This window comes from Blattabacterium cuenoti, assembly GCF_014252055.1.
GTDB classification, from domain to species: domain Bacteria; phylum Bacteroidota; class Bacteroidia; order Flavobacteriales; family Blattabacteriaceae; genus Blattabacterium; species Blattabacterium cuenoti_D.
The window spans coordinates 400,475-421,580 of sequence record NZ_CP059208.1; the positions used below are offsets into that span (position 1 = coordinate 400,475).

22 protein-coding genes are annotated in these 21,106 nt (G+C 25.4%); 2 read left to right on the forward strand and 20 right to left on the reverse strand.

Translation table 11 applies throughout. The features are described 5' to 3' along the window. Window positions 1-2 precede the first annotated feature (2 nt). The 14 genes from rplB to rplM all read right to left on the reverse strand — a co-directional run bounded on the left by rplB (window position 3) and on the right by rplM (window position 10,665). A complete protein-coding gene (rplB, locus tag H0H48_RS01985; RefSeq protein WP_185870880.1) occupies window positions 3-827 on the reverse strand; it encodes a 50S ribosomal protein L2 in 825 nt (274 codons plus the stop codon). Between the two features lie 20 nt (window positions 828-847). Beyond that, window positions 848-1,138, reverse strand: a complete 291-nt coding sequence (locus H0H48_RS01990) for a 50S ribosomal protein L23 (protein WP_185870881.1) — start codon at window positions 1,136-1,138, stop codon at window positions 848-850. Window positions 1,139-1,141: 3 nt separating this feature from the next. Continuing rightward, window positions 1,142-1,774, reverse strand: coding sequence for a 50S ribosomal protein L4 (rplD, locus tag H0H48_RS01995; RefSeq protein WP_185870882.1), 633 nt, complete (start codon window positions 1,772-1,774; stop codon window positions 1,142-1,144). Further along, window positions 1,765-2,397: a 50S ribosomal protein L3 gene (gene rplC, locus H0H48_RS02000; protein WP_185870883.1), complete on the reverse strand. Its 633-nt coding sequence runs from the start codon at window positions 2,395-2,397 to the stop codon at window positions 1,765-1,767. Before rplC ends, rplD begins: the two co-directional genes overlap by 10 nt. Window positions 2,398-2,401: 4 nt before the next feature. Next, on the reverse strand, window positions 2,402-2,707 hold the full coding sequence (gene rpsJ, locus H0H48_RS02005) for a 30S ribosomal protein S10 (RefSeq protein WP_185870884.1): 306 nt from the start codon (window positions 2,705-2,707) through the stop codon (window positions 2,402-2,404). A gap of 18 nt (window positions 2,708-2,725) precedes the next feature. Continuing rightward, window positions 2,726-4,846, reverse strand: coding sequence for an elongation factor G (fusA, locus tag H0H48_RS02010; protein ID WP_185870885.1), 2,121 nt, complete (start codon window positions 4,844-4,846; stop codon window positions 2,726-2,728). A gap of 8 nt (window positions 4,847-4,854) precedes the next feature. After that, window positions 4,855-5,331, reverse strand: coding sequence for a 30S ribosomal protein S7 (gene rpsG / locus H0H48_RS02015; protein ID WP_185870886.1), 477 nt, complete (start codon window positions 5,329-5,331; stop codon window positions 4,855-4,857). Between the two features lie 12 nt (window positions 5,332-5,343). Then, the gene (rpsL, locus tag H0H48_RS02020; protein ID WP_185870888.1) at window positions 5,344-5,727 is read right to left on the reverse strand and encodes a 30S ribosomal protein S12; all 384 of its coding nucleotides are present in this window, start codon (window positions 5,725-5,727) and stop codon (window positions 5,344-5,346) included. A gap of 78 nt (window positions 5,728-5,805) precedes the next feature. Next, window positions 5,806-6,624, reverse strand: coding sequence for a type I methionyl aminopeptidase (map, locus tag H0H48_RS02025; RefSeq protein ID WP_185870889.1), 819 nt, complete (start codon window positions 6,622-6,624; stop codon window positions 5,806-5,808). Between the two features lie 19 nt (window positions 6,625-6,643). Continuing rightward, on the reverse strand, window positions 6,644-8,200 hold the full coding sequence (gene gpmI, locus H0H48_RS02030) for a 2,3-bisphosphoglycerate-independent phosphoglycerate mutase (RefSeq protein ID WP_185870890.1): 1,557 nt from the start codon (window positions 8,198-8,200) through the stop codon (window positions 6,644-6,646). Next, complete coding sequence (gene tsf / locus H0H48_RS02035) at window positions 8,200-9,051, reverse strand: translation elongation factor Ts (RefSeq protein WP_238785297.1); 852 nt, start codon at window positions 9,049-9,051, stop codon at window positions 8,200-8,202. Before tsf ends, gpmI begins: the two co-directional genes overlap by 1 nt. After that, window positions 9,048-9,803, reverse strand: coding sequence for a 30S ribosomal protein S2 (rpsB, locus tag H0H48_RS02040; protein ID WP_185870891.1), 756 nt, complete (start codon window positions 9,801-9,803; stop codon window positions 9,048-9,050). The genes tsf and rpsB overlap by 4 nt, the downstream gene beginning before the upstream one ends. 31 nt (window positions 9,804-9,834) lie before the next feature. Continuing rightward, on the reverse strand, window positions 9,835-10,212 hold the full coding sequence (gene rpsI / locus H0H48_RS02045; RefSeq protein ID WP_185870892.1) for a 30S ribosomal protein S9: 378 nt from the start codon (window positions 10,210-10,212) through the stop codon (window positions 9,835-9,837). A gap of 6 nt (window positions 10,213-10,218) precedes the next feature. Continuing rightward, the gene (gene rplM / locus H0H48_RS02050; protein ID WP_185870893.1) at window positions 10,219-10,665 is read right to left on the reverse strand and encodes a 50S ribosomal protein L13; all 447 of its coding nucleotides are present in this window, start codon (window positions 10,663-10,665) and stop codon (window positions 10,219-10,221) included. Between the two features lie 191 nt (window positions 10,666-10,856). Here rplM and dnaK point away from each other — a divergent pair, with 191 nt between their 5' ends. Continuing rightward, window positions 10,857-12,758: a molecular chaperone DnaK gene (gene dnaK / locus H0H48_RS02055; protein ID WP_185870895.1), complete on the forward strand. Its 1,902-nt coding sequence runs from the start codon at window positions 10,857-10,859 to the stop codon at window positions 12,756-12,758. A gap of 29 nt (window positions 12,759-12,787) precedes the next feature. Here the strand turns inward: dnaK and H0H48_RS02060 are convergent, their stop codons facing one another. The 4 genes from H0H48_RS02060 to rsfS are packed head-to-tail and all read right to left on the reverse strand — an operon-like array spanning window position 12,788 to window position 16,632. Beyond that, complete coding sequence (locus H0H48_RS02060) at window positions 12,788-13,453, reverse strand: phosphatidylserine decarboxylase family protein (protein ID WP_185870896.1); 666 nt, start codon at window positions 13,451-13,453, stop codon at window positions 12,788-12,790. A gap of 18 nt (window positions 13,454-13,471) precedes the next feature. After that, the gene (locus tag H0H48_RS02065) at window positions 13,472-14,290 is read right to left on the reverse strand and encodes a phosphatidate cytidylyltransferase (protein ID WP_185870897.1); all 819 of its coding nucleotides are present in this window, start codon (window positions 14,288-14,290) and stop codon (window positions 13,472-13,474) included. 28 nt (window positions 14,291-14,318) lie between these two features. Beyond that, window positions 14,319-16,268, reverse strand: a complete 1,950-nt coding sequence (gene ftsH / locus H0H48_RS02070; protein WP_185870898.1) for an ATP-dependent zinc metalloprotease FtsH — start codon at window positions 16,266-16,268, stop codon at window positions 14,319-14,321. 52 nt (window positions 16,269-16,320) lie between these two features. Further along, window positions 16,321-16,632, reverse strand: coding sequence for a ribosome silencing factor (rsfS, locus tag H0H48_RS02075; RefSeq protein WP_185870900.1), 312 nt, complete (start codon window positions 16,630-16,632; stop codon window positions 16,321-16,323). A 107-nt stretch (window positions 16,633-16,739) separates the two neighbouring features. Here rsfS and H0H48_RS02080 point away from each other — a divergent pair, with 107 nt between their 5' ends. Further along, the gene (locus H0H48_RS02080) at window positions 16,740-17,504 is read left to right on the forward strand and encodes a biotin--[acetyl-CoA-carboxylase] ligase (RefSeq protein ID WP_185870902.1); all 765 of its coding nucleotides are present in this window, start codon (window positions 16,740-16,742) and stop codon (window positions 17,502-17,504) included. Here the strand turns inward: H0H48_RS02080 and H0H48_RS02085 are convergent. Next, window positions 17,494-19,290 carry a YidC/Oxa1 family insertase periplasmic-domain containing protein gene (locus H0H48_RS02085; protein ID WP_185870904.1) on the reverse strand — a complete coding sequence of 599 codons (1,797 nt, stop codon included), beginning with the start codon at window positions 19,288-19,290 and terminating at the stop codon, window positions 17,494-17,496. The two genes, H0H48_RS02080 and H0H48_RS02085, sit on opposite strands and share 11 nt — an antisense overlap. Beyond that, window positions 19,283-20,920, reverse strand: coding sequence for a CTP synthase (locus tag H0H48_RS02090; protein WP_185870905.1), 1,638 nt, complete (start codon window positions 20,918-20,920; stop codon window positions 19,283-19,285). The genes H0H48_RS02085 and H0H48_RS02090 overlap by 8 nt, the downstream gene beginning before the upstream one ends. Window positions 20,921-21,106 lie beyond the last annotated feature (186 nt).

Below are 21,106 nucleotides of genomic sequence, written 5' to 3' on the forward strand. Positions count from 1 at the left end.
TTTTATTTTTTTCTTCTTTGTATAATATATTTATTTGAATATTTTCTTTTTAAACGAGTTTTAAATCCTTTGGATGGAACACCTTTTCTACTTCTAGGTATACCACCAGAAGCTTTTCCTTCACCACCTCCCATTGGATGGTCAACAGGATTCATAGCAACACCTCTAGTTCTTGGTCTTTTTCCTAAATGTCTATTTTTTCCCGCCTTACCAAATTTTTCTAATTGATGATCAACATTAGAAACTACTCCTATTGTTGCCATACAAGTTGTCATAATCATTCTAGTTTCTCCAGAAGGAAGTTTAATAGTAGCATATTTTCCATCTTTTGCAAATAATTGAGCAAAAGAACCTGCACTTCTAGCTATTTTTGCTCCTTGACCTGGTTTAAGTTCTATACAAGAAATATTAGTTCCAAGTGGGATTTCACTTAAAAAAGTAGAATTTCCAACATTAAAAGGAATTTTATTCCCAGAAATAACTTTTTGTCCTACTTTAAATCCATTCATTGTTAAAATATATCTTTTTTCACCATCTACATAATGTAGTAAAGAGATAAAAGAAGATCTATTAGGATCATATTCTATAGATTTTATAGTAGCATATATCCCAAACTTCCTTCTTTTAAAATCAATAATTCTATACTTTTTCTTATGTCCTCCACCAAAATATCGCATTGTCATTTTCCCAACATTATTTCTACCACCAGATTTCCCTTTTCCAATTGTAAGACTTTTTTCAGGTTTAGAAACAGTAATTTCTTTGAAATCATTTACTATTTTAAAACGCTGACTAGGAGTTGTAGGTTTAAGTTTTTTTATTGACATTTATTTAATAATAAATTTATTTATATTTCCTTTTCTTTTGAAAAACTTATTTTTTGATTTTCTTCAAGTTGAATAATTGCTTTTTTCAATTTATTTGTTTTTCCATATAAAAGACCTTTTTTTGTATATTTTGACTTATTTTTTCTATAATAAATCATAGTCCTAATACTTTTAACAGAACAACCAAAAACTTTATTTATCTTTTCTTTTATTTGAATCTTGTTACAAGAAATACACACATAAAAAGTGTATATACTATTTTTATCATTTTCTGATGTTTTTTCTGTAACAACAGGTCTTATAAAAAACATGATTTATGAAACGGTTAAAAATTTATAAACTTTTTCTATAGAATCTTCAGATAATATAATATATGAAAAATTTAGTAAAGAAAAACAATCTAATTCATTAATATCTAATAATCTAAAATTTTTTAGATTCTTAGAAGATAAATATAGATTTCTATTTGATTTTCCTATAATCATTAATGACTTTTCATTTTTTAATTGTAAAGAATCTAAAAATTTTACTATAAACTTAGTTTTTGGAATATCCAATTTCATGGTTTCTACAACTTTCACTTTATTTTCTGTTAATTTTTTTTCAAAAATAAACTTCCTTACCATATCTTTAGTATGTTTATTTATTTTCGTTAAATATTTTCTTGGTCTTGGTCCAAAAACTCTTCCTCCTCCTCTAAATATAGGATTTTTTATGTCTCCTTTTCTAGATCCTCCAGTTCCTTTTTGTCTATGCAATTTCCTTCTACTTCCTGATAATTCTCCTCTTTCTTTAGACTTATGAGTTCCTTGTCTTTGAGCAGATAAATATCTCTTAATTTCTAAATATACAGAATGATCATAAGATTTTTTAGAAAACAAATTATCTTCAAATCTAATCTTTTTATCTGTTTGATTTCCATTTATATCTAAAACTTTTAATTCCATTTTCTTTTCTTAATCATTAAATATGAATTTTTATTTCCTGGAACTGATCCTTTTAAAAGAATAAAATATTTATAAGCATCTACTTTCAAAATTTTTATTTTTTTAATAGTAACACTTTTACCGCCTGTTCTTCCTGCCATTTTTTTCCCTTTAAAAACACGCGAAGGATCAGACCCTGCACCTATTGATCCTGGAGCTCTTAAACGATTATGTTGTCCATGACTACTTTCTCCAACTCCTGAAAAATGATGTCTTTTTACTACTCCCTGAAACCCTTTTCCTTTAGAAATACCTTTTATATCAACTAATTCTCCTTCCTCAAAAATATTTATTTTAATAGAAGAACCTATTTGAAATGAAGGCATAGAATCACATTTAAATTCTAATAATTTCTTTTTTGGAGAAATACCAGCCTTTTTAAAATGACCAAGTAAAGATTTGTTAGTTTTTTCAATTTTTTTTTCTTCAATCCCTAATTGAACAGAAAAATATCCGTCATTATTCATTGTTTTCACTTGAACAACATAACATAAAGGAATATAAACAATAGTACATGGAATATTTTCTCCGTCTTTTGAAAAAACACTAGTCATTCCTACATTTTTACCTATTAATCCATACATACTTCTATACTTTTATTTCAGCTTCAACTCCACTTGGTAATTCCAATTTCATCAATGCATCTACAGTTTTAGATGAAGCATTATGAATTTGCAATAATCTTTTATGTGTAGGAAGAAGAAATTGTTCTCTTGATTTTTTATTTACATGAGGAGAACGTAATACTGTGAATATTTTTTTTTCTGTCGGCAATGGAACTGGACCATTCAATATTACTCCTGTAGGTAACACAGAATTTACAATTTTTTCAGCTGACTTATCTAATAAATTATAGTCATAAGATTTTAATTTTATTTTTATGTCATGACCCATGGTATAAATTAATTTTAACTATTTTTTTTTGTTAATTTTTTCTTTTTTTTCTTTCCCTATGACAATAATATTATTTTTTATTGTTTCTGGAACAACTTCATAATGAGAAAATTCCATAATAGAAGTACCTCTTCCAGAAGAAAGAGTTCGTAAAACTGTAACATATCCAAACATTTCATATAATGGAACTATAGCTTGAATAACTTTTATATTATTACGATTACTCATATTTTGTATTACCCCCCTTCTTCTATTTAAATCTCCTATGACATCTCCCATATTATCTTCAGGAACAAGAACTTCTAATTTCATAATTGGTTCTAACAATACTGGATCAGCTTTTTTAGCGGCTTCTCTAAAACCAAATTTACCTGCAAGTTCAAAAGAAATTTGATCAGAATCAACTGAATGATATGATCCATCTAAAATAGTTATTTTAGCATTATTAATTTCATATCCAGAAAGAGGACCACTTTTCATCATTTCTCTACATCCTTTTTCTATTGAAGGAATATATTCTTTTGGAATATTTCCTCCCTTTATTTTATTAATGAAAACTAACCCAGATTCTCCTTTATTTCCAGGCTCTAATCTAAATAGAACGTCTGCGTATTTTCCTCTACCTCCAGTTTGTTTTTTATAAATTTCTCTATGTTCCACTAGGCTCGTTAAAGCTTCTTTATATTCTACTTGTGGTTTTCCATGATTTATTTCTACTTTAAATTCTCTTTTCATTCTATCTATAATTATTTCTAAATGAAGTTCTCCCATACCAGAAATAATAGTTTGTCCAGTATTATTATCAGTTCTTACTTGAAAAGTAGGATCTTCTTCCATTAATTTAGATAGAGCTAAACTCATTTTATCTATATCAGATTTATATTTTGGTTCAATAGCTAATCCTATTACAGGTTCTGGAAATGATATATTTTCTAATAGAATAGGATGTTTTTCATCACATAATGTATCACCTGTCTTAATATCTTTAAAACCAACAACAGCAGCTATATCACCAGCTACAATTTTTTCTATTGGACTTTGTTTATTAGCATGCATTTGATATATTCTAGAAATACGTTCTTTATTACCAGATCTTGAATTATAACTATAAGAACCAGACTCAATTTTTCCAGAATATACTCTAAAAAAAGCTAAACGTCCTACAAATGGATCACTTGCTATTTTAAATGCTAAAGCAGAAAAAGGTTCTTTTTCATTTGGCTTTCTTATTTCTTTTGTTTTATTAACAGGATTAATTCCTATTACATTTTTTATGTCAAGAGGAGATGGAAGATAACAACATATAGCATCTAACATAGCTTGTACACCTTTATTTTTAAATGAAGAACCACAAAGTATAGGTATAATTTTCATTTTTATAGTATTCTTTTGTAAAGAATAAATTATATCTTTCTCGGATATAGAAGAAGGATTATCATATAAAAATTTTTCCATTATTGTATCATCAAATTCCGATAAAGTTTCAATAAGTTTATTTTTATGATCATATACAATATTTTTCATATTTGATGGAACAGGAATCTCTTTATATGTCATTCCATAATTTTTATCATCCCATATTATTGCTTTATTATATATTAAATCTACTACTCCAATAAAATCATCTCCACTTCCAATAGGAATTTGTAATGGAATACAATTAGCTCCTAACATCTTTTTTATTTGAGAACAAACATTTAAAAAATCTGCACCTTGCCTATCCATTTTATTAACAAAAGCTATCCTTGGAATTTTATATTTATCTGCCTGTCTCCAAACTGTTTCAGATTGAGGTTCTACACCATCTACAGCACTGAATAAAACAACCATTCCATCTAAAACTCTCATAGATCTTTCTACTTCAACAGTAAAGTCTACATGTCCTGGAGTATCTATAATATTTATTTGATACTTTTTTTCTTCATAAGACCATTCACAACATGTAGCAGCAGAAGTAATAGTAATTCCACGTTCTTGTTCCTGAAGCATCCAATCCATAGTAGCTGCACCATCATGAACTTCCCCTATTTTATGATTTATTCCTGTATAGAATAATATTCTTTCAGTAGTAGTAGTTTTTCCTGCATCAATATGTGCTGCTATTCCTATATTTCTTGTATACTTTAAATCCTTTTCCATAATAAAAATTAAAATCTAAAATGTGAAAAAGCTTTATTAGCCTCTGCCATTTTATGAATATTTTCTTTTCTCTTTACAGCTTCTCCTTGTTCTTTAAAAGCTTCCCATATTTCAAAAGCTAGTTTATCAGACATTGTTTTTTCATTTCTAATAGCTGCACAGGAAATCAGTAGCTTCATAGCTTTTGTTATTTTATTATTGGGAGAAATTGGGATAGGAACTTGAATATTGGCACCACCCATACGACGACTTTTTACCTCTATATGAGGCATAATATTTTTTAATCCATCTTTCCATATTTCTAATGAAGTTTTTTCTTCTTTTCCTTTTACTAAATCTATCTTTTTCATAGCACTATAAAATATTCTATATGCTATGCTTTTTTTACCACTTTTCATCAGATGATTAACAAATCTAGTAACAAGAGGTTCATTAAATTTTGGATCAGGTTTATATACTTTACTTTTTTTATTTGTTTTTCTCATTTAGATAATAATTCAGTCTTTTTTTTCTTTATTCATTTTTGTACCATATTTACTCCTGCTTTTTTTCCTTCCATTTACACCAGCGGTATCGCGTGCTCCTCTTACTATTTTATATTTTACTCCTGGTAAATCTTTAACTCTACCTCCTTTAACTAATACAATTGAATGTTCTTGTAAATTATGTCCTTCTCCAATTATATAACTAATAACTTCTCTTCCATTTGTAAAACGAACACGTGCTACTTTTCGCATAGCAGAATTTGGTTTTTTCGGAGTTGTAGTATAAACTCTAGTACAGACTCCTCTCTTTTGAGGACAAAAATCTAATGCAATAGATTTTCGTTTTTTTGGAACGGAGGTTCTTCCCTTTCTAATTAATTGTTGTATAGTAGGCATATTCTATATTTATACAAAATATATACTATTTAATAAAAAATTCCAAAAACTGAAAAAAATAAATTATATAAAAAATTTTTATACATTAATTTTTTCATTTTGGAATGGATCTTCTTCTAAAGATTTAATATTAAGTTCTTTATAAATGTAGCTAAAAGTGGATAGCAAATAAGGATTTCCATCAACAATAGCTACATTATGTTCATAATGAGATGATAATTTCTTATCAAAAGTAGTAATAGTCCATCCATCTTTATGAAAAACAATTTTTGAAGAACCAATATTAACCATTGGTTCTATAGAAAGAACCATACCATCTTGTAATTTTAATCCTTTTCCTTTTTTTCCAAAATTTGGAACATGTGGTTCTTCATGCATTTTTCTTCCTATTCCATGTCCTACAAGATCTTTAACTACATTAAATCCATTTTTTTCAATATAATATTGTATCGAAAAACCTATATCTCCGATATGATTATTCTTTTTACATTTAGAAATTCCTAAGTATAGGGATTTCTTAGAACAAGAGAGGAATTCTTTTATTTCATCAGATACCTCACCTACTTCAAAAGTATAAGCATGTTCTCCATAAAATCCATTCATATAAACTCCACAATCTATAGAAATTATATCTCCTTCACATAAAGGGTCATAATTAGGAATTCCATGTACTACTTGATTATTTGGAGAAACACATAAAGTATTAGGAAAATCATATAAACCAAGAAAAGCTGGAGTTCCTCCATTATCACGAATAAAAGATTCTGCTAATTTATCTAAGTAAATACTATTAATTCCAGGTTTTATTTCTTTAGATAACATTCCTAATGTTTTTGAGGCTAGAGTTGCACTTTTTTTAATTAATATTATTTCCTCAATATTTTTTAAAGATATCAAAATATAATTATTTATTTATTTATAATAATAGTTCTTTAATAAGAGAAATTCCACTCATGACATAAGGAGTAGGAAGTCCCATTAGTTGAAGAATAGTAGGTGCAACATCTGATAATGCTGCAACTTCTCTTAATAGAACATTTTTTTTATTAATTTCTTCGTCTATTAGTATAAATGGGACAAGAGATGTAGTATGAGTAGTGTTAGGAGTTTTATCTAAATTAATCATACAATCTGCATTACCATGATCTCCAACTATAATAACTGTATATAAATTTTCTAAAGCTTTTTCAGAACATTTTTTTGTATAAAAATCAACAAATTCACAAGCTATTATAGTTTCTTTCATTTTTCCAGTATGACCTACCATATCCGGATTAGCAAAATTTAAACAGATAAAATCTGCTGTTTTATTGTTTAATTCTGGAATAATTTTTTTTACAATATTTTCTGCACTCATTTCAGGCTTCATATCATAAGTAGAAACTTTAGGGGATTTACATAATATTCGAATTTCTTTTTCAAAAGGAATTTCACGGCCTCCTGAAAAAAAATAAGTTACATGTGGATATTTCTCTGTTTCAGCAATACGTAGTTGTTTTTTTCCTTGTGCTTCTAAAACTTCTCCTAAAGTATTTTTTAAATATTTTTGATTAAAAACAGAATAAACATTATTATATTTATTATCATAACAAGTCATTGTTATGTAAGCTTCTAATTTTAGAGTTTCATTGATATTAATTAATTTTTTTTTTCCTATTAAAAGTTCAGTTATTTGCCTAGAACGGTCTGAACGAAAATTAAAACAAAAAATAACATCTCCATTTTTAATACTAGATACAGAATTTTTATCCTTATTTTTAATTATTAATGGAGGTAAAAACTCATCTGTTATTTCTTCATCATATAATTTTTCTATAGTACGAATTATATCATCAGTATGATTTCCTTTTGAAAACACCATAGCATCATATGCTTTTTTAGTTCTTTCCCATTTTTTATCACGATCCATTGAATAATATCTACCAATAACAGTGGATAATTTTCCAGTGTATTTTTCTGTTAATTTTAATAATTTTTTTATATATATGATTCCTTTTCTAGGAAAAGAATCTCTTCCATCAGTAAAAATATGTATAAATACATCTTTCATTTTTCTTTCATGAGCTATTTTAAGTAAATAAAAAAGATGCTCCATATGAGAATGAACTCCACCATCAGATAATAACCCCATGAAATGGATTCTTTTTTTAGAAATTAAAAATTTATCAAAAATAAAATTTATTCTCTTATGAAAAGAATTGTTCTTAATAGAAATATTTATTTTTTCTAGATTTTGAATTACTTTCCTACCAGATCCTAAATTTATATGCCCCACTTCAGAATTTCCCATTTGTCCTTTAGGAAGACCAACAAAATCTCCAGAAGCATGTAAACTACTAAAAGGATAATTATTTGAACAATAATCTATAAATGGAGTAGAAGCTTTTTGAATAGCAGAAGAATGTAAGTCATTAGATAATCCCCATCCATCCAAAATTATTAACATCAATTTCCTGTTTTTATTATTATTCATTAAATACTAATTCTTTTAAAACTGTTTATTTTTAATTTATTATCTATTTTAGATAAGTAATTCCCTATAGTAATTTTATCTTTTTTTATAAATTTTTGGTTAAGAAGTGTATTTTCAGATATAAACTTATCAAGTTTTCCTTTTATTATTCTTTCTATTATATTTTTTGGTTTTTTTTTATAAGATCCTTCTTTCGATATTTGATCTTTAATAATTTCAATTTCTTTCTTAACTAAAAAATTAGGAAAATCTTCTTTACTTATTGAAATAGGATTCATTGCTGCAATCTGCATAGCAATATCCTTTGCGCAAGATAAATTATTTACTTTATCCGAAAAACCAACTAAAACTGAAATTTTATTATTGTGTGTATAATCTATTACAAATGGAGATTCTAATCTTTTGAATATTTTTAATTCTATATTTTCTTTTACCACTGATATTTTTTGAGTAATAAATTCTTTTATACTTGTGTTTTCATTATATAAACTTGTTAAAAAATCTTCTTTATTTGTATATAAAAGAGACTTTTTCGATAATATAGATAAAAGACTTAAAAAAATAGAACTTTTAGAAAGAAAATCAGTTTCACAACTAAGTCCTATAATTGTTCCAAAAGAATAATCATTATTTACAGCAGTAATAACTGCACCTTCTTTCATCTCTAAAGAGAGATGATTTATAGAAATTTTTTTTCCTTTTTTTCTCAAAAAAGAAACGGCATCTTCTATATTACCATTAGTTTTTTTTAAAGCTTCTTTACAATCCATTACTCCAATTCCTGTAATCTTTCTTAGTTCATTAATTTTATCTATAGATATTTTCTTCATATTATTAGATGAGTTTATCATTCATTATTTATTTTATCCTTATTATTATCTATTATTATTTTATTTTCTACATTTATAGTATCATTTTTATTTCTAGAAGATGATGCTTTTTGAATAGTTTCTGATACATACTTTAAAATTATATTTATAGATTTTGAAGAATCATCATTAGATGGAATCGGATATTCAATTTCATTAGGATTAGTATTCGTATCTACCATGGCAAAAACTGGAATTTTCAATTTTTTAGCTTCACTCAAAGCTATTTTTTCTTTATTTGGATCTACTAAAAAAATACCTCCTGGTATATGATTCATGTTTGAAATACTCCCTAAGTTCTTATATAATTTTGTATAAAGTCTGTCGATTAATAGCTTTTCCTTCTTTGATAAAGTATTGAAAGTCCCGTTTTTTTTCATTTTTTCTATATTATTCATTTTTTTTACAGATTTACGAATAGTAGTAAAATTAGTAAGTAATCCCCCTAACCATCTTTCTGTAACACATGGCATATTAGCTATTTTTGCATAATAAGATACTTTTTCTTTTGCTTGATCTTTTGTTCCAACCAGTAATATTTTTTTTCCAGAAAAAACTATATTTTCTAATTCTTCACAAGCTTTATTTAGTTTAACTACTGTTTTAGATAAATCTATAATATGAATACCTCCTTTTTTCATAAAAATAAAAGGCCGCATATTAGGATGCCATTTTCTCGCAATATGTCCAAAATGCACTCCAGCTTTTAACAAATCCTGAGTATTGATTTTCATTTATTTTTCATTTTTTTTTATTTAAAAATATCTATCGTTTTGAAAACTGATATTTTTTTCTAGCTTTTTTCTGTCCAAATTTTTTTCTTTCTACTTCTCTAGAATCACGTGTTAATAAACCTTCAGGTTTTAATTTTTTTCTGTTTTTTTCATCCATAACACAAAGAGCACGAGAAATCGCAAGACAGACAGCTTCTGCTTGGCCATTAAATCCTCCACCAACAACTTTGATATTTATATCTAACTGATTTAATTTATCTGCAATTTTTATAGGGTATATAATTTTTTGATGAATGTAACTAGGAAAATAATCTTCTAAATTTTTATTATTAACAGTTATTAAACCATTTCCTAATTTTAAATAAATGCGAGCAAGAGACCTCTTTCTTCTTCCTATAGAATGAATCATTTTTTATTAATTTTTTTTAAAAAAAATAGGTTTTTGAGCTTTATGATTATGATTTTCTTCATGGTATACATAAAGTTTTTTAAACATTAAACGTCCTAATCGATTTTTAGGTAACATTCCTTTAACAGATTTATATATTAAAATTCTAGAATCTTTATTTAATAAATCTTTGAATATATTTATTTTTTTTCCTCCTGGATAACCAGTATATCGAACATATTTTTTATTATTCCATTTTTTTCCTGTTACCCTAATATTATTAGAATTTATAACTATAACATAATCACCACAATCTATGTGTGGGGAATAGAAAATTTTATTTTTTCCCATTATAACATTTGCTATTTCTGTAGAAAATCTTCCAAGAATTTGATCTTTAGCGTCCATAATAAACCATGATCTTATCACATATTTTTCATTAGGTGAAACAGTTTTAAAACTTAATGTATTCATATAAAAAATATTTTATTTGTGAATATAAGAATTTTTGAAAAAATTTTATTATTATTAATGACTTTTTGTCATATTTTTTTTTTATAACTATTGTCATACATTATATTCCTTTATTTTACAAAAAGATTTATTTTCATTATGGCATAATGATTGGACAGTTATTTATATGATTAGAAAAAAATCTAAATAAAATGAGTAAAATTATAGGAATAGACTTAGGAACCACAAATTCTTGTGTAGCTGTAATGGAAATTAATGATCCTGTTGTTATACCAAATTCAGAAGGGAAAAGAACTACTCCATCTATAGTTGCTTTTGTTGAAGGAGGAGAAAGAAAAATAGGAGATCCAGCTAAAAGGCAGGCAGTCACTAATCCTCATAAAACTATTTTTTCTATTAAAAGATTTATGGGAAGAATGTATTCAGAAGTAACTGAAGAATTGAAACATATTCCTTATAAAATAATAAGAGGGGAAAATAATACACCTCGTGTAGACATAGGAGGAAGATTATATGCGCCACAAGAAATATCTGCAATGATTTTACAAAAAATGAAAAAAACAGCTGAAGATTATTTAGGAATAGAAATAAACAGAGCTGTAATTACAGTTCCAGCATATTTTAATGATGCTCAAAGACAGGCTACAAAAGAAGCTGGAGAAATTGCAGGGTTAAAAGTGGAGAGAATTATAAATGAACCAACAGCTGCTGCTTTAGCTTATGGTTTAGATAAAAGTAATCAAAATAAAAAGATTGTTGTATATGATTTAGGAGGAGGAACTTTTGATGTTTCTATTTTAGAGTTAGGAGATGGAGTTTTTGAGGTTCTTTCAACTAATGGAGATACTCATCTAGGAGGAGATGATTTTGATCAAGTAATTATTGATTATTTTTCCAATGAATTTAAATCTAAAGAAGGGTTAGATTTAAGAAAAGATCCTATGGCGTTACAACGTTTAAAAGAAGCTTCTGAAAAAGCGAAAATAGAATTATCTTCTTCTAATCAAACAGAAGTTAATCTTCCGTATATTACTGCCACAGATTCTGGTCCAAAACATTTAGTTATAACTTTAACTAAGTCAAAATTTGAACAATTATCAGAAAAATTGATACAAAGATCTATTACTCCATGTTCTAAAGCATTAAAAGATGCAAATTTAACAATAAAGGATATTGATGAAGTAATTTTGGTAGGAGGTTCTACACGTATACCTAAAGTACAAGAAGAAGTTAAAAAATTTTTTAATAAAAAACCATCTAAAGGAGTAAATCAAGATGAAGTAGTAGCTATTGGAGCTGCTATACAAGGTGGAGTTTTAACAGGAGACGTTCAAGATGTGTTACTATTAGACGTTACTCCATTATCTTTAGGAATTGAAACATTAGGAGGAGTTTATACAAAATTAATTGATTCTAATACTACTATTCCTACTAAAAAATCTGAAATATTTTCTACAGCAGCTGATAATCAATCAGCAGTAACTATAAGGGTAGGACAAGGAGAGAGACCTATGTTTAAAGATAATAAAGAAATAGGAAGGTTTGACTTAGTAGATATACCACCTGCTCCTAGAGGGATCCCTCAAATAGAGGTAATTTTTGATATAGATGCTAATGGAATACTTAATGTCTCTGCAAAAGATAAAGGAACTGGAAAAGAACAATCAATAAGAATTGAGACATCTTCAGGTTTAAATCAAGAAGAAATAGAAAGAATGAAAAGTGAAGCAAAAAAAAATGCTCAAAAAGATGAAAAGATTAAAGAAGAAATAGATAAGTTAAATGCTGCAGATACTCAAATTTTTCAAACAGAGAAACAATTAAAAGATTATGGGAGTAAGTTATCAGAGGATAATAAAAATAATATAAAAAATTCTTTAGAAGAGTTAAAAAAAGCTCATTCTAAAAAAGATATTTCTGCTATTGATAATAGTATGAAAAATTTAAATGAAGCATGGGCTAAAGCATCTAAAAATTTATATAATGAAGGAAAGAAAAACAATAATGATAAATCTAGTAATCAAAATACCGAAGGTAAAAATGGAAAAAATAACGAAAATGTACAAGATGTAGATTATGAAGAAGTAAAATAAAAAAAATGTAATGAAAAGGGGAGATATTTTTAACGAATTATAGAAATTTTGGTTATTCCTCCAGTAACCCGTTCTCCCTTTTTCACTTTTATTATAGAATTTTCAGGAATAAAAATATCTATTCTAGATCCAAATTTAATAAATCCAAATTCTTCACCTTTTTTTACAAAAAAGTTATTTTTTGCATATAAAACAATACGACGAGCTAAAAATCCAGCTATTTGTCTAAAAAGAATTTTTTTATTTTCTTTTGTATTTACAACTATAGTTGTATGTTCGTTTTTCAATGATGATTTACTTAACCAAGCTACCATATATTTTCCAGGATGATACTTAGAATAAATAACTTTTCCAGAAACTGGATATCTATTAACGTGTACATCGAATAAAGACATAAAAATAGATACACATATACAATTTTTATTCAAAAATTCCTTTTCAAAAACTTTTTTTAATTCTATTATTTTTCCGTCAGCAGGAGATATTACTACATTTTCTTCCTTGTTTATTTTTTGTAAATCTATTTTTGGATTCCTGAAAAAAAAAATTAAGAAAGAATAAAATATTATAATTAAAAACATAAAAATAAAAGAATAAAGAAGTTTAGAAAATAAAAAAAAAGAAAAAATTATCAGTAATATTAACATTAGAAATGTCCATATTAAAAATGAGTATCCTTCTTTATGAATGGTCATAATTTTTTTAATATTTTTTTAGAAAAAATAGCTAATACTAGCTACTATAGTTGTAATAATAGGCATTACAAAAATAAAACTATCCAATCTATCTAAAAACCCCCCATGACCAGGAAAAAAAATTCCTGAATTTTTTACACAAAAAGATCTTTTTATTGTTGATTCTACAAGATCTCCAATAGTAGCAAAAAATGGAATAACAAAAGATAAAATAATCCAATATATTTCTTCCCATTTATTATATAATAAAAAACCTAAAATTAAACAGGAAAAAAATCCTCCAATAAACCCTTCTATAGATTTTTTAGGAGAAATGGATATTGCTATTTTTCTTTTCCCCCATTTTTTTCCTATCAGATAGGAAAAAGAATCATTTATCCACACTAAAATAAAAGTTCCTAAAATCAATTCTTTTCCGTATACAGCTGTATCGTATATATAATTAGCTAAATAAAAAGGAATTATAATATAAACTAACCCAAAAATTAAACGGCTTACTCGTTCTATTTTTTCTTTATGAGAATATTTTTTTGAAAATAATTGAATGATAAAAAAAATTGTAGAATAAGGAATAAAACATATCATATATGATATTAATCCTTTTTTAATGAGAAGGTCTATCAATATAGAAATTATGAAAAAAAAAGAAACAATTTTAATTAAATACATTTCAGTTTGACAAATCATCAAATATTCAAATAAACAAATAAAAGACAATAACATCATAACTATTCTAAAAAATTTTCCTCCTTTTTCAATAGAAAATAATATTATAATAACGTAAAGAAAACCAGTGATACACCTTATTATGAAGTTTGAATTAAAATATTTATTCATTCCTTATTTGTATTTTTTTATTTTTTTCTCAAGGATTACTATTAACAGTACTTAACATATCACCAATTTCATCTGGGTAAGGTCTTTCTCCAAATATTTTTTTCAAATCTTCTCTAAAAAGAACTTCTTTTTCTAATAGTTGGTTAGCAAGCATAGATAATTTTTTCTCGTTATTTTTCAATATTTTTTTTGCTCTTTGATATTGTTCTGTTATAATTTTCGATATTTCTTCATCTATAATTTGAGCTGTTTTTTCACTATAAGGTTTAGAAAAACTAAATTCATTTTGACCTGTAGAGTCATAATAAGATATATTTCCTATTTTATCATTTAGTCCAAAAATAACTACCATTGATTGAGCTTGTTTAGTTACTCTTTCTAAATCATTTAAAGCTCCAGTAGAGATACTACTAAAAATAATTTCTTCAGCAGATCTACCTGCTAATAATGTACATATTTCATCTTTCATTTGTTCAGGAGTTGTTAATTGCCTTTCTTCTGGAAGATACCATGCAGACCCTAAAGTTCTACCTCTTGGTACTATGGTAACTTTGACTAATGGAGCTGCATGTTCTAATAACCAACTTATAGTTGCGTGACCTGCTTCATGATAAGCTATTCTTTTTTTCTCATTTGGTTTTATAATTTTATTTTTTTTCTCCAGTCCTCCTATAATACGATCTATAGCGTCTAAAAAATCTTGACTTATTATCTCTGATCTATTTTTTCTTGCGGCAATAAGAGCTGATTCATTACAAACATTTGCTATATCAGCTCCACTAAATCCAGGAGTTTGCCTAGCTAAAAAATCTATATCTACATTATTAGATAATACTAATCTTTTTAGATGAACACAAAATATTTCTTTTCTTTCATTTAATTCAGGAGTATCTACTATTATTGTACGATCAAAGCGTCCAGGACGAAGTAATGCCTGATCTAAAATATCAGATCTATTAGTAGCTGCTAATACAATAACATTAGTATTTGTTCCAAACCCATCCATTTCTGTTAATAACTGATTTAAAGTATTCTCTCTTTCATCATTAGATCCTGCTATACTACTCTTTCCTCTAGCTCTTCCTATAGCATCTATTTCATCAATAAAAATTATACATGGAGATTTTTCCTTAGCTTTTTCAAATAAATCCCTAACTCTAGACGCTCCAACTCCCACAAACATTTCTACAAAATCAGATCCTGATAAAGAAAAAAATGGAACTTTAGCTTCCCCAGCTACAGCTTTTGCTAATAATGTTTTTCCTGTTCCTGGTGGACCTATTAATAAAGCTCCTTTTGGAATTTTTCCTCCTAATTTAGTATATTTTTGAGGACTTTTTAAAAAGTCAACGATTTCTTGAACCTCCTCTTTTGCTCCATCTAACCCTGCGACATCTTTAAATGTAATTTTCACATCATCATTTTCATCAAATAATTTTGCTTTAGATTTTCCAATATTAAATATTTGTCCTCCAGCCCCTCCACCTGTTGCTCCTATCCTTCTGAAAATAAAAATCCAAAAAAAAATTAAAAGAATGAAAAAGACTCCATAATCAAAAAAGAATTTAGTTATAGTGTATTCTTGCTGATTTTTAAAATCTATAGTAGCAACTATATTATATTTATTTTTATATTCTTCAAACTTTTTTTGAAAAAATTGTAAATCTCCTATTTCAAATTCGTATTGTAATGGATATGTTGTAAAAAACTTTCTTTCATTTTCGTTACTGAAATCACGATATGTATTTGATCCTTCGAGAAAAGCATCTTTTTTTAAATAAACAAGGACTGTTTCCTTATGTTTTACCAAAATCTTTTGGACTTCACCTTTTGATAAAATATCAAAAAAAGTATCCTGATCTATTTTTTTAGGAGTAGAAAAAGAAGATTTAAAAAAAAATATTCCTAAAAATATAGCAAATATAACCGCATATATCCAAAAAAAACTATTCTTACTTTTTATTTTTTTATTTATCATATGAGAGGGTCTTCATTATTTTTTATATAAAATCAAAATTTTTTGATCAAATCTATTTCCAAAGACTTTCTATATCATAATAATATCTTTTCTTTGTTTGAAATACATGAACAACAATAGAAATATAATCCACTAAAATCCATTCACTATTTCTTGAACCTTCTGTATGCCAAGGTTTCTCATTTAATCTTTCGATTGTAAATTTTTCTATAGATTGATATATAGCATAAACTTGATTTTTTGAATCACCATTACAGATTATAAAATAATCACAAATAAAGTTTCCTTTTTTTTGTAGATCTATTACAGATAAATTTTCTCCTTTAACAATCTGAATTCCTTCTATAATTATATTTAATAACAAAATATTAAAGTTATTTTAATTTTTTTTAATTTGGTTAGATATAATGATAAAATTTTACATTTTATTTATATATATCAAATTTCAATTTAAAACAAACAATTTATAATTTGAAAAAATTAATTTGGCCTATACATCTAATTTTATTAAAAAAAGTTGATTCTACCAATCAATATGCAAAAAAATATTTTTCTATTAGAAAAAAAAACTGGACTATTATTTGGACAATCAATCAAACTAATGGAAATGGAACTGAAAATAATATATGGTATACAGAAAAATATAAAAACTTAACTTTCAGTATTATATTAACACCTATTTCTCCAATTTCCATAGAAAAAAAATACATTATAAATCTTATTACTAGCAATGCTATACACAAAATATTATGTAATCATTACCAACACTATTATGATGGTTTATTCTCTATTAAATGGCCTAATGATATTATATTAAATAATAAAAAAATAGGAGGTATTTTAATAGAAAATAATATTTTTTTAAATAAGATTTATTATTTTATTATAGGAATAGGATTAAATGTTAATCAAACAAAGTTTGACGAAAAATGGAATGCCAGTTCTCTAAAAAAAATTTTTCAAATAAATTTTCAATTAGATTACTTACTTTATAAAATAGTATCATCTATACAAAAAGAATATTTTTTATATACAAAAATAGGAGAAAAAATTATAAGGGAATATTATATACATCATTTATATTTAAAAGACGTAAATTCTCTTTTTTATTTTCAAAAAAGAAAAAAAATATTCAAAGGAATTATTAGATCTATAACAGATAAAGGTTTTTTAGTTATTGAACATAATAGTAAACTATATTCCTTTTTTAATAAAGAAATACAAATTATCCGGTAATATTATTTTTATTTTTATCAAGTAATTGCTTAATTAATTTTTTCCAACTAATATGTTTTCTATTTTTTTTCCTAATTTTTATAAGGATTTTTTCATCATTTAACATAATTTTCTTAATAAAAAACATAAGTCCAATATTAATAATATTGGATATAAAATAATATAAAGAAAGAGCAGATGCATAACTATTTATAAACAGTAACATAATGATAGGCATTAAATATAATATAAAATTCATATCCGGAATAACATTTTCATTATCATTTTGTTGTATATTATTTTTTCTTCTATCATTACTTAATTTTGTATAAGCTAAAAGCGCTAATGAATATAATAAAGTTAACAAACTAACATGGCTTCCATAAAATGGAATAGAAAAAGGAAGTTCTAATATAGAATCATATGAAGTAAGATCATCTACCCATAAAAAAGATTTACCTCTTAAATTTATTATGGTAGGAAAAAATTTAAATAAAGAGTAAAATATAGGAATTTGAAACAATGTAGATATACATCCAGACATTGGATTTATTCCTACTTTTTGATATAATTCCATTATAGCTCTTTGTTTTTTCAATGTATCTTCATTCTTGTATTTTTTGTTTAATTCTTCTATTTCTGGATGAATTAATTTCATTATAGCACTAAGTTTATATTGTCTATAAGTAATTGGAGATAATATAAGCTTAACAACTATTGTCATTAAAATAATTATAATACCATAATTCAAATTTGTTTTTTCCAAAAACTGGAAAATTACTAGAAAAAAATATTTATTAATCCATTTCAAAAACCCCCATCCAAATGGAATGATATTTTCATAATTATTTTTATATTCTTTTAATAAGTTAAAATCTAAAGGACCAAAATAAAATCTAAAAGAGAAACTAAAATTCTCATCTTTCTTTTTATCTTTATCTATATTTATAAATGTTTTCCATCCTATTTTTTTCAAACATTTACCATGAATAAAATTTTCAGAAAAAACGAAAATATCTTTTAAAGGCTTTTTTGGAATAAATATGGAAGTAAAAAATTGTTGTTTATGAGCTATCCAATTCAAATTAGATATTCTTTTTTCTTCCGTATTTTTTTCAGAAAAGCTTTTTACAAATGAAATTGTAGAATTATTATAAATAGAATAATAACTCCTAGTATAAGAATTTTCCCAATTTCTATCTTTTTCAAAAGAAAAAATTTTTTGTTCTAATTTAAAAGGAAGACCCCTTTTTAAGGGAAAATTTTTTGTTCGTATAAAAAAATCAATATGATATTGATTTTTATTTCCTAAAATATAAATATATTCTAAAAAATCCTGATTTTTTACATTAGGATTTTCTGCTTTCATTACAAGAATTTTTTTTTCTTTATTTGAAAAAATAAAAGGTCTAAAAATTAAATTTGTTGAATGAATATTATAAAATCCTTTTTTGTTAGGAAATAATATTTCATAACTTAAACTAGAATTATTTATTAAATGAAGGTTTTTAGAATGATTCGAAAAAGTAGGATTATATGCTTTATATCTTTTTAAAAAAACATCATTTATTTCTCCTCCTTTATTAGATATTTTTATTTTTAAAGCTTTATTTTCTAAAAAAGTATAATCTTCATTATTTTTTATTTGATTTTTTTCTGTTAAAGAAAAATTTTTATCTTGTAATTTTTCTTTTAAAAAATCATTTTCTTTATGTTCATTGTCAAAAAAATATGTAAAAAATGTTATTACAAATAATATAAGTAACAGTCCAATTATAGAACTTTGATCTACATTTTTATTATACATAAGAAGAATTCTGAATTTCTAAAAAATTATTATCTTTAGATATTTTAACAAAATGAGTAAATAAAGGATGTGGGTTAGTTATTCTACTTTTATATTCAGGATGGTATTGAACCCCTAAAAAAAATATGTGTCCTTCTAATTCTATAGCTTCTACTAGTCCTGTATCTGGATTAATTCCTACAGCTTTCATGCCTGCTTCAGAAAAATACTTTAAGTAATCATTATTAAATTCATATCTATGTCTATGTCTTTCTACAATCTCTTTTTTATTTCCATAAATAGAAAATATTTTAGATCCTTCTACAAGAGTACATCTCCAATTTCCTAAACGCATAGTTCCTCCTTTATAGGAAAAATTTTTCTGTTCTTTTATTAAATTTATAACAGGATGAGATATATTTGGATTATTTTCATAACTTCCTGCATTTTTTAATCCTAAAACATTTCTAGCAAATTCTATAGCAGCTATTTGCATTCCTAAACATATTCCAAAAAATGGAATTTTATTTTCTCTTGCATATTTTGCAGCGAGAATTTTTCCTTCTATTCCTCTATTTCCAAATCCTGGAGCAACTAAAATACCTGAAACATCTTCAAAATATTTTCTTATATTTTTTTCTTTAATCATCATAGAACAAATCCATTTTATATTAACATATATTTTATTTTCAGTTGCAGCATGAATCAATGCTTCTATAATTGATTTATAAGAATCATGTAAGTCTATATATTTTCCTACTAACGCTATTTTGATTTCATATTTTGGATTTTTATATTTTCTTATAAAATTTTTCCATTTTTTTAAGTTTGGGGATTTAACAGTAGATAAGTTTAAGTGATTGAGTATAACTTTATCAAAATTTTGAATATGTAATAAACATGGAATATCATATATTACTTTAGTATCAATTGATTCTATAACATATTCTGGTTTTACATTACAAAACAATGCTATTTTATTTTTAATTTCTTTGGAAATATGCTTCTCTGTCCTACAAATAATAATATCTGCTTGTATCCCATTTTCCATTAAATTTCGTACAGAATGCTGTGTAGGTTTTGTTTTTATTTCTCCAGTTACTGTAATATATGGAAGCAAAGTTAAATGAATTACCAACCCATTAAATTTTCCTAACTCTAATCTTAATTGACGAACAGATTCAATATATGGAAGGCTTTCAATATCCCCAACAGTACCTCCTATTTCAATAATAATAATGTCATAATTTTTACTATCTCCAATTATTTTAATTCTTCTTTTAATTTCATTGGTAATATGAGGAATAACTTGCACAGTTTTTCCTAAATAATTTCCTTTTCTTTCATTATCTATAACAGTTTTATATATCATACCTGATGTAACGTTATTTTCTTTCGTAGTGGATTGATTTAAAAACCTTTCGTAATGTCCAAGATCCAAATCTGTTTCAGCACCATCTTTAGTTACAAAACATTCTCCATGTTCATAAGGATTCAATGTCCCAGGATCTATATTAAAATAAGGATCTAATTTCTGTATTGACACTTTATATCCTCTAGATTTTAATAACATTCCTAAAGAAGCAGATATAATCCCTTTTCCTAAAGATGAAGTTACTCCACCTGTAACAAAAATGTATTTTACTTCCATTACAATAAATAATATTAAAAAAAAGGTAAAATGAAAATTAAAAAAATTTTTTTCATGCAGAATAAAGAAAAAAGAAGAATTTATGATTTTTTTTTTATATTTGCCAACTTAAGGAGCAAGTTCTACACAATCAGCTCCCTATAAATCCTCCAGGGTGGGAACACAGTAAAGGTAATTAGGTTGAGC

Coding starts and splice junctions, on each gene's coding strand:
- rpsI (WP_185870892.1), bottom strand. CDS start 10,212: ATGATTCATTCTATAGGAAGAAGAAAGAGGTCTCTTGCTCGCATTTAT.
- ftsH (WP_185870898.1), bottom strand. CDS start 16,268: ATGATAAATAAAAAAATAAAAAGTAAGAATAGTTTTTTTTGGATATAT.
- rplB (WP_185870880.1), bottom strand. CDS start 827: ATGTCAATAAAAAAACTTAAACCTACAACTCCTAGTCAGCGTTTTAAA.
- H0H48_RS02060 (WP_185870896.1), bottom strand. CDS start 13,453: ATGACCATTCATAAAGAAGGATACTCATTTTTAATATGGACATTTCTA.
- H0H48_RS02085 (WP_185870904.1), bottom strand. CDS start 19,290: ATGTATAATAAAAATGTAGATCAAAGTTCTATAATTGGACTGTTACTT.
- H0H48_RS02065 (WP_185870897.1), bottom strand. CDS start 14,290: ATGAATAAATATTTTAATTCAAACTTCATAATAAGGTGTATCACTGGT.
- tsf (WP_238785297.1), bottom strand. CDS start 9,051: ATGATAAACTCATCTAATAATATGAAGAAAATATCTATAGATAAAATT.
- rplM (WP_185870893.1), bottom strand. CDS start 10,665: ATGAATACATTAAGTTTTAAAACTGTTTCACCTAATGAAAAATATGTG.
- dnaK (WP_185870895.1), top strand. CDS start 10,857: ATGAGTAAAATTATAGGAATAGACTTAGGAACCACAAATTCTTGTGTA.
- H0H48_RS02090 (WP_185870905.1), bottom strand. CDS start 20,920: ATGGAAGTAAAATACATTTTTGTTACAGGTGGAGTAACTTCATCTTTA.
- rpsJ (WP_185870884.1), bottom strand. CDS start 2,707: ATGGGTCATGACATAAAAATAAAATTAAAATCTTATGACTATAATTTA.
- gpmI (WP_185870890.1), bottom strand. CDS start 8,200: ATGAATAATAATAAAAACAGGAAATTGATGTTAATAATTTTGGATGGA.
- rplD (WP_185870882.1), bottom strand. CDS start 1,774: ATGGAATTAAAAGTTTTAGATATAAATGGAAATCAAACAGATAAAAAG.
- H0H48_RS01990 (WP_185870881.1), bottom strand. CDS start 1,138: ATGTTTTTTATAAGACCTGTTGTTACAGAAAAAACATCAGAAAATGAT.
- rplC (WP_185870883.1), bottom strand. CDS start 2,397: ATGTATGGATTAATAGGTAAAAATGTAGGAATGACTAGTGTTTTTTCA.
- rpsB (WP_185870891.1), bottom strand. CDS start 9,803: ATGAAAATCAATACTCAGGATTTGTTAAAAGCTGGAGTGCATTTTGGA.
- rpsG (WP_185870886.1), bottom strand. CDS start 5,331: ATGAGAAAAACAAATAAAAAAAGTAAAGTATATAAACCTGATCCAAAA.
- rpsL (WP_185870888.1), bottom strand. CDS start 5,727: ATGCCTACTATACAACAATTAATTAGAAAGGGAAGAACCTCCGTTCCA.
- fusA (WP_185870885.1), bottom strand. CDS start 4,846: ATGGAAAAGGATTTAAAGTATACAAGAAATATAGGAATAGCAGCACAT.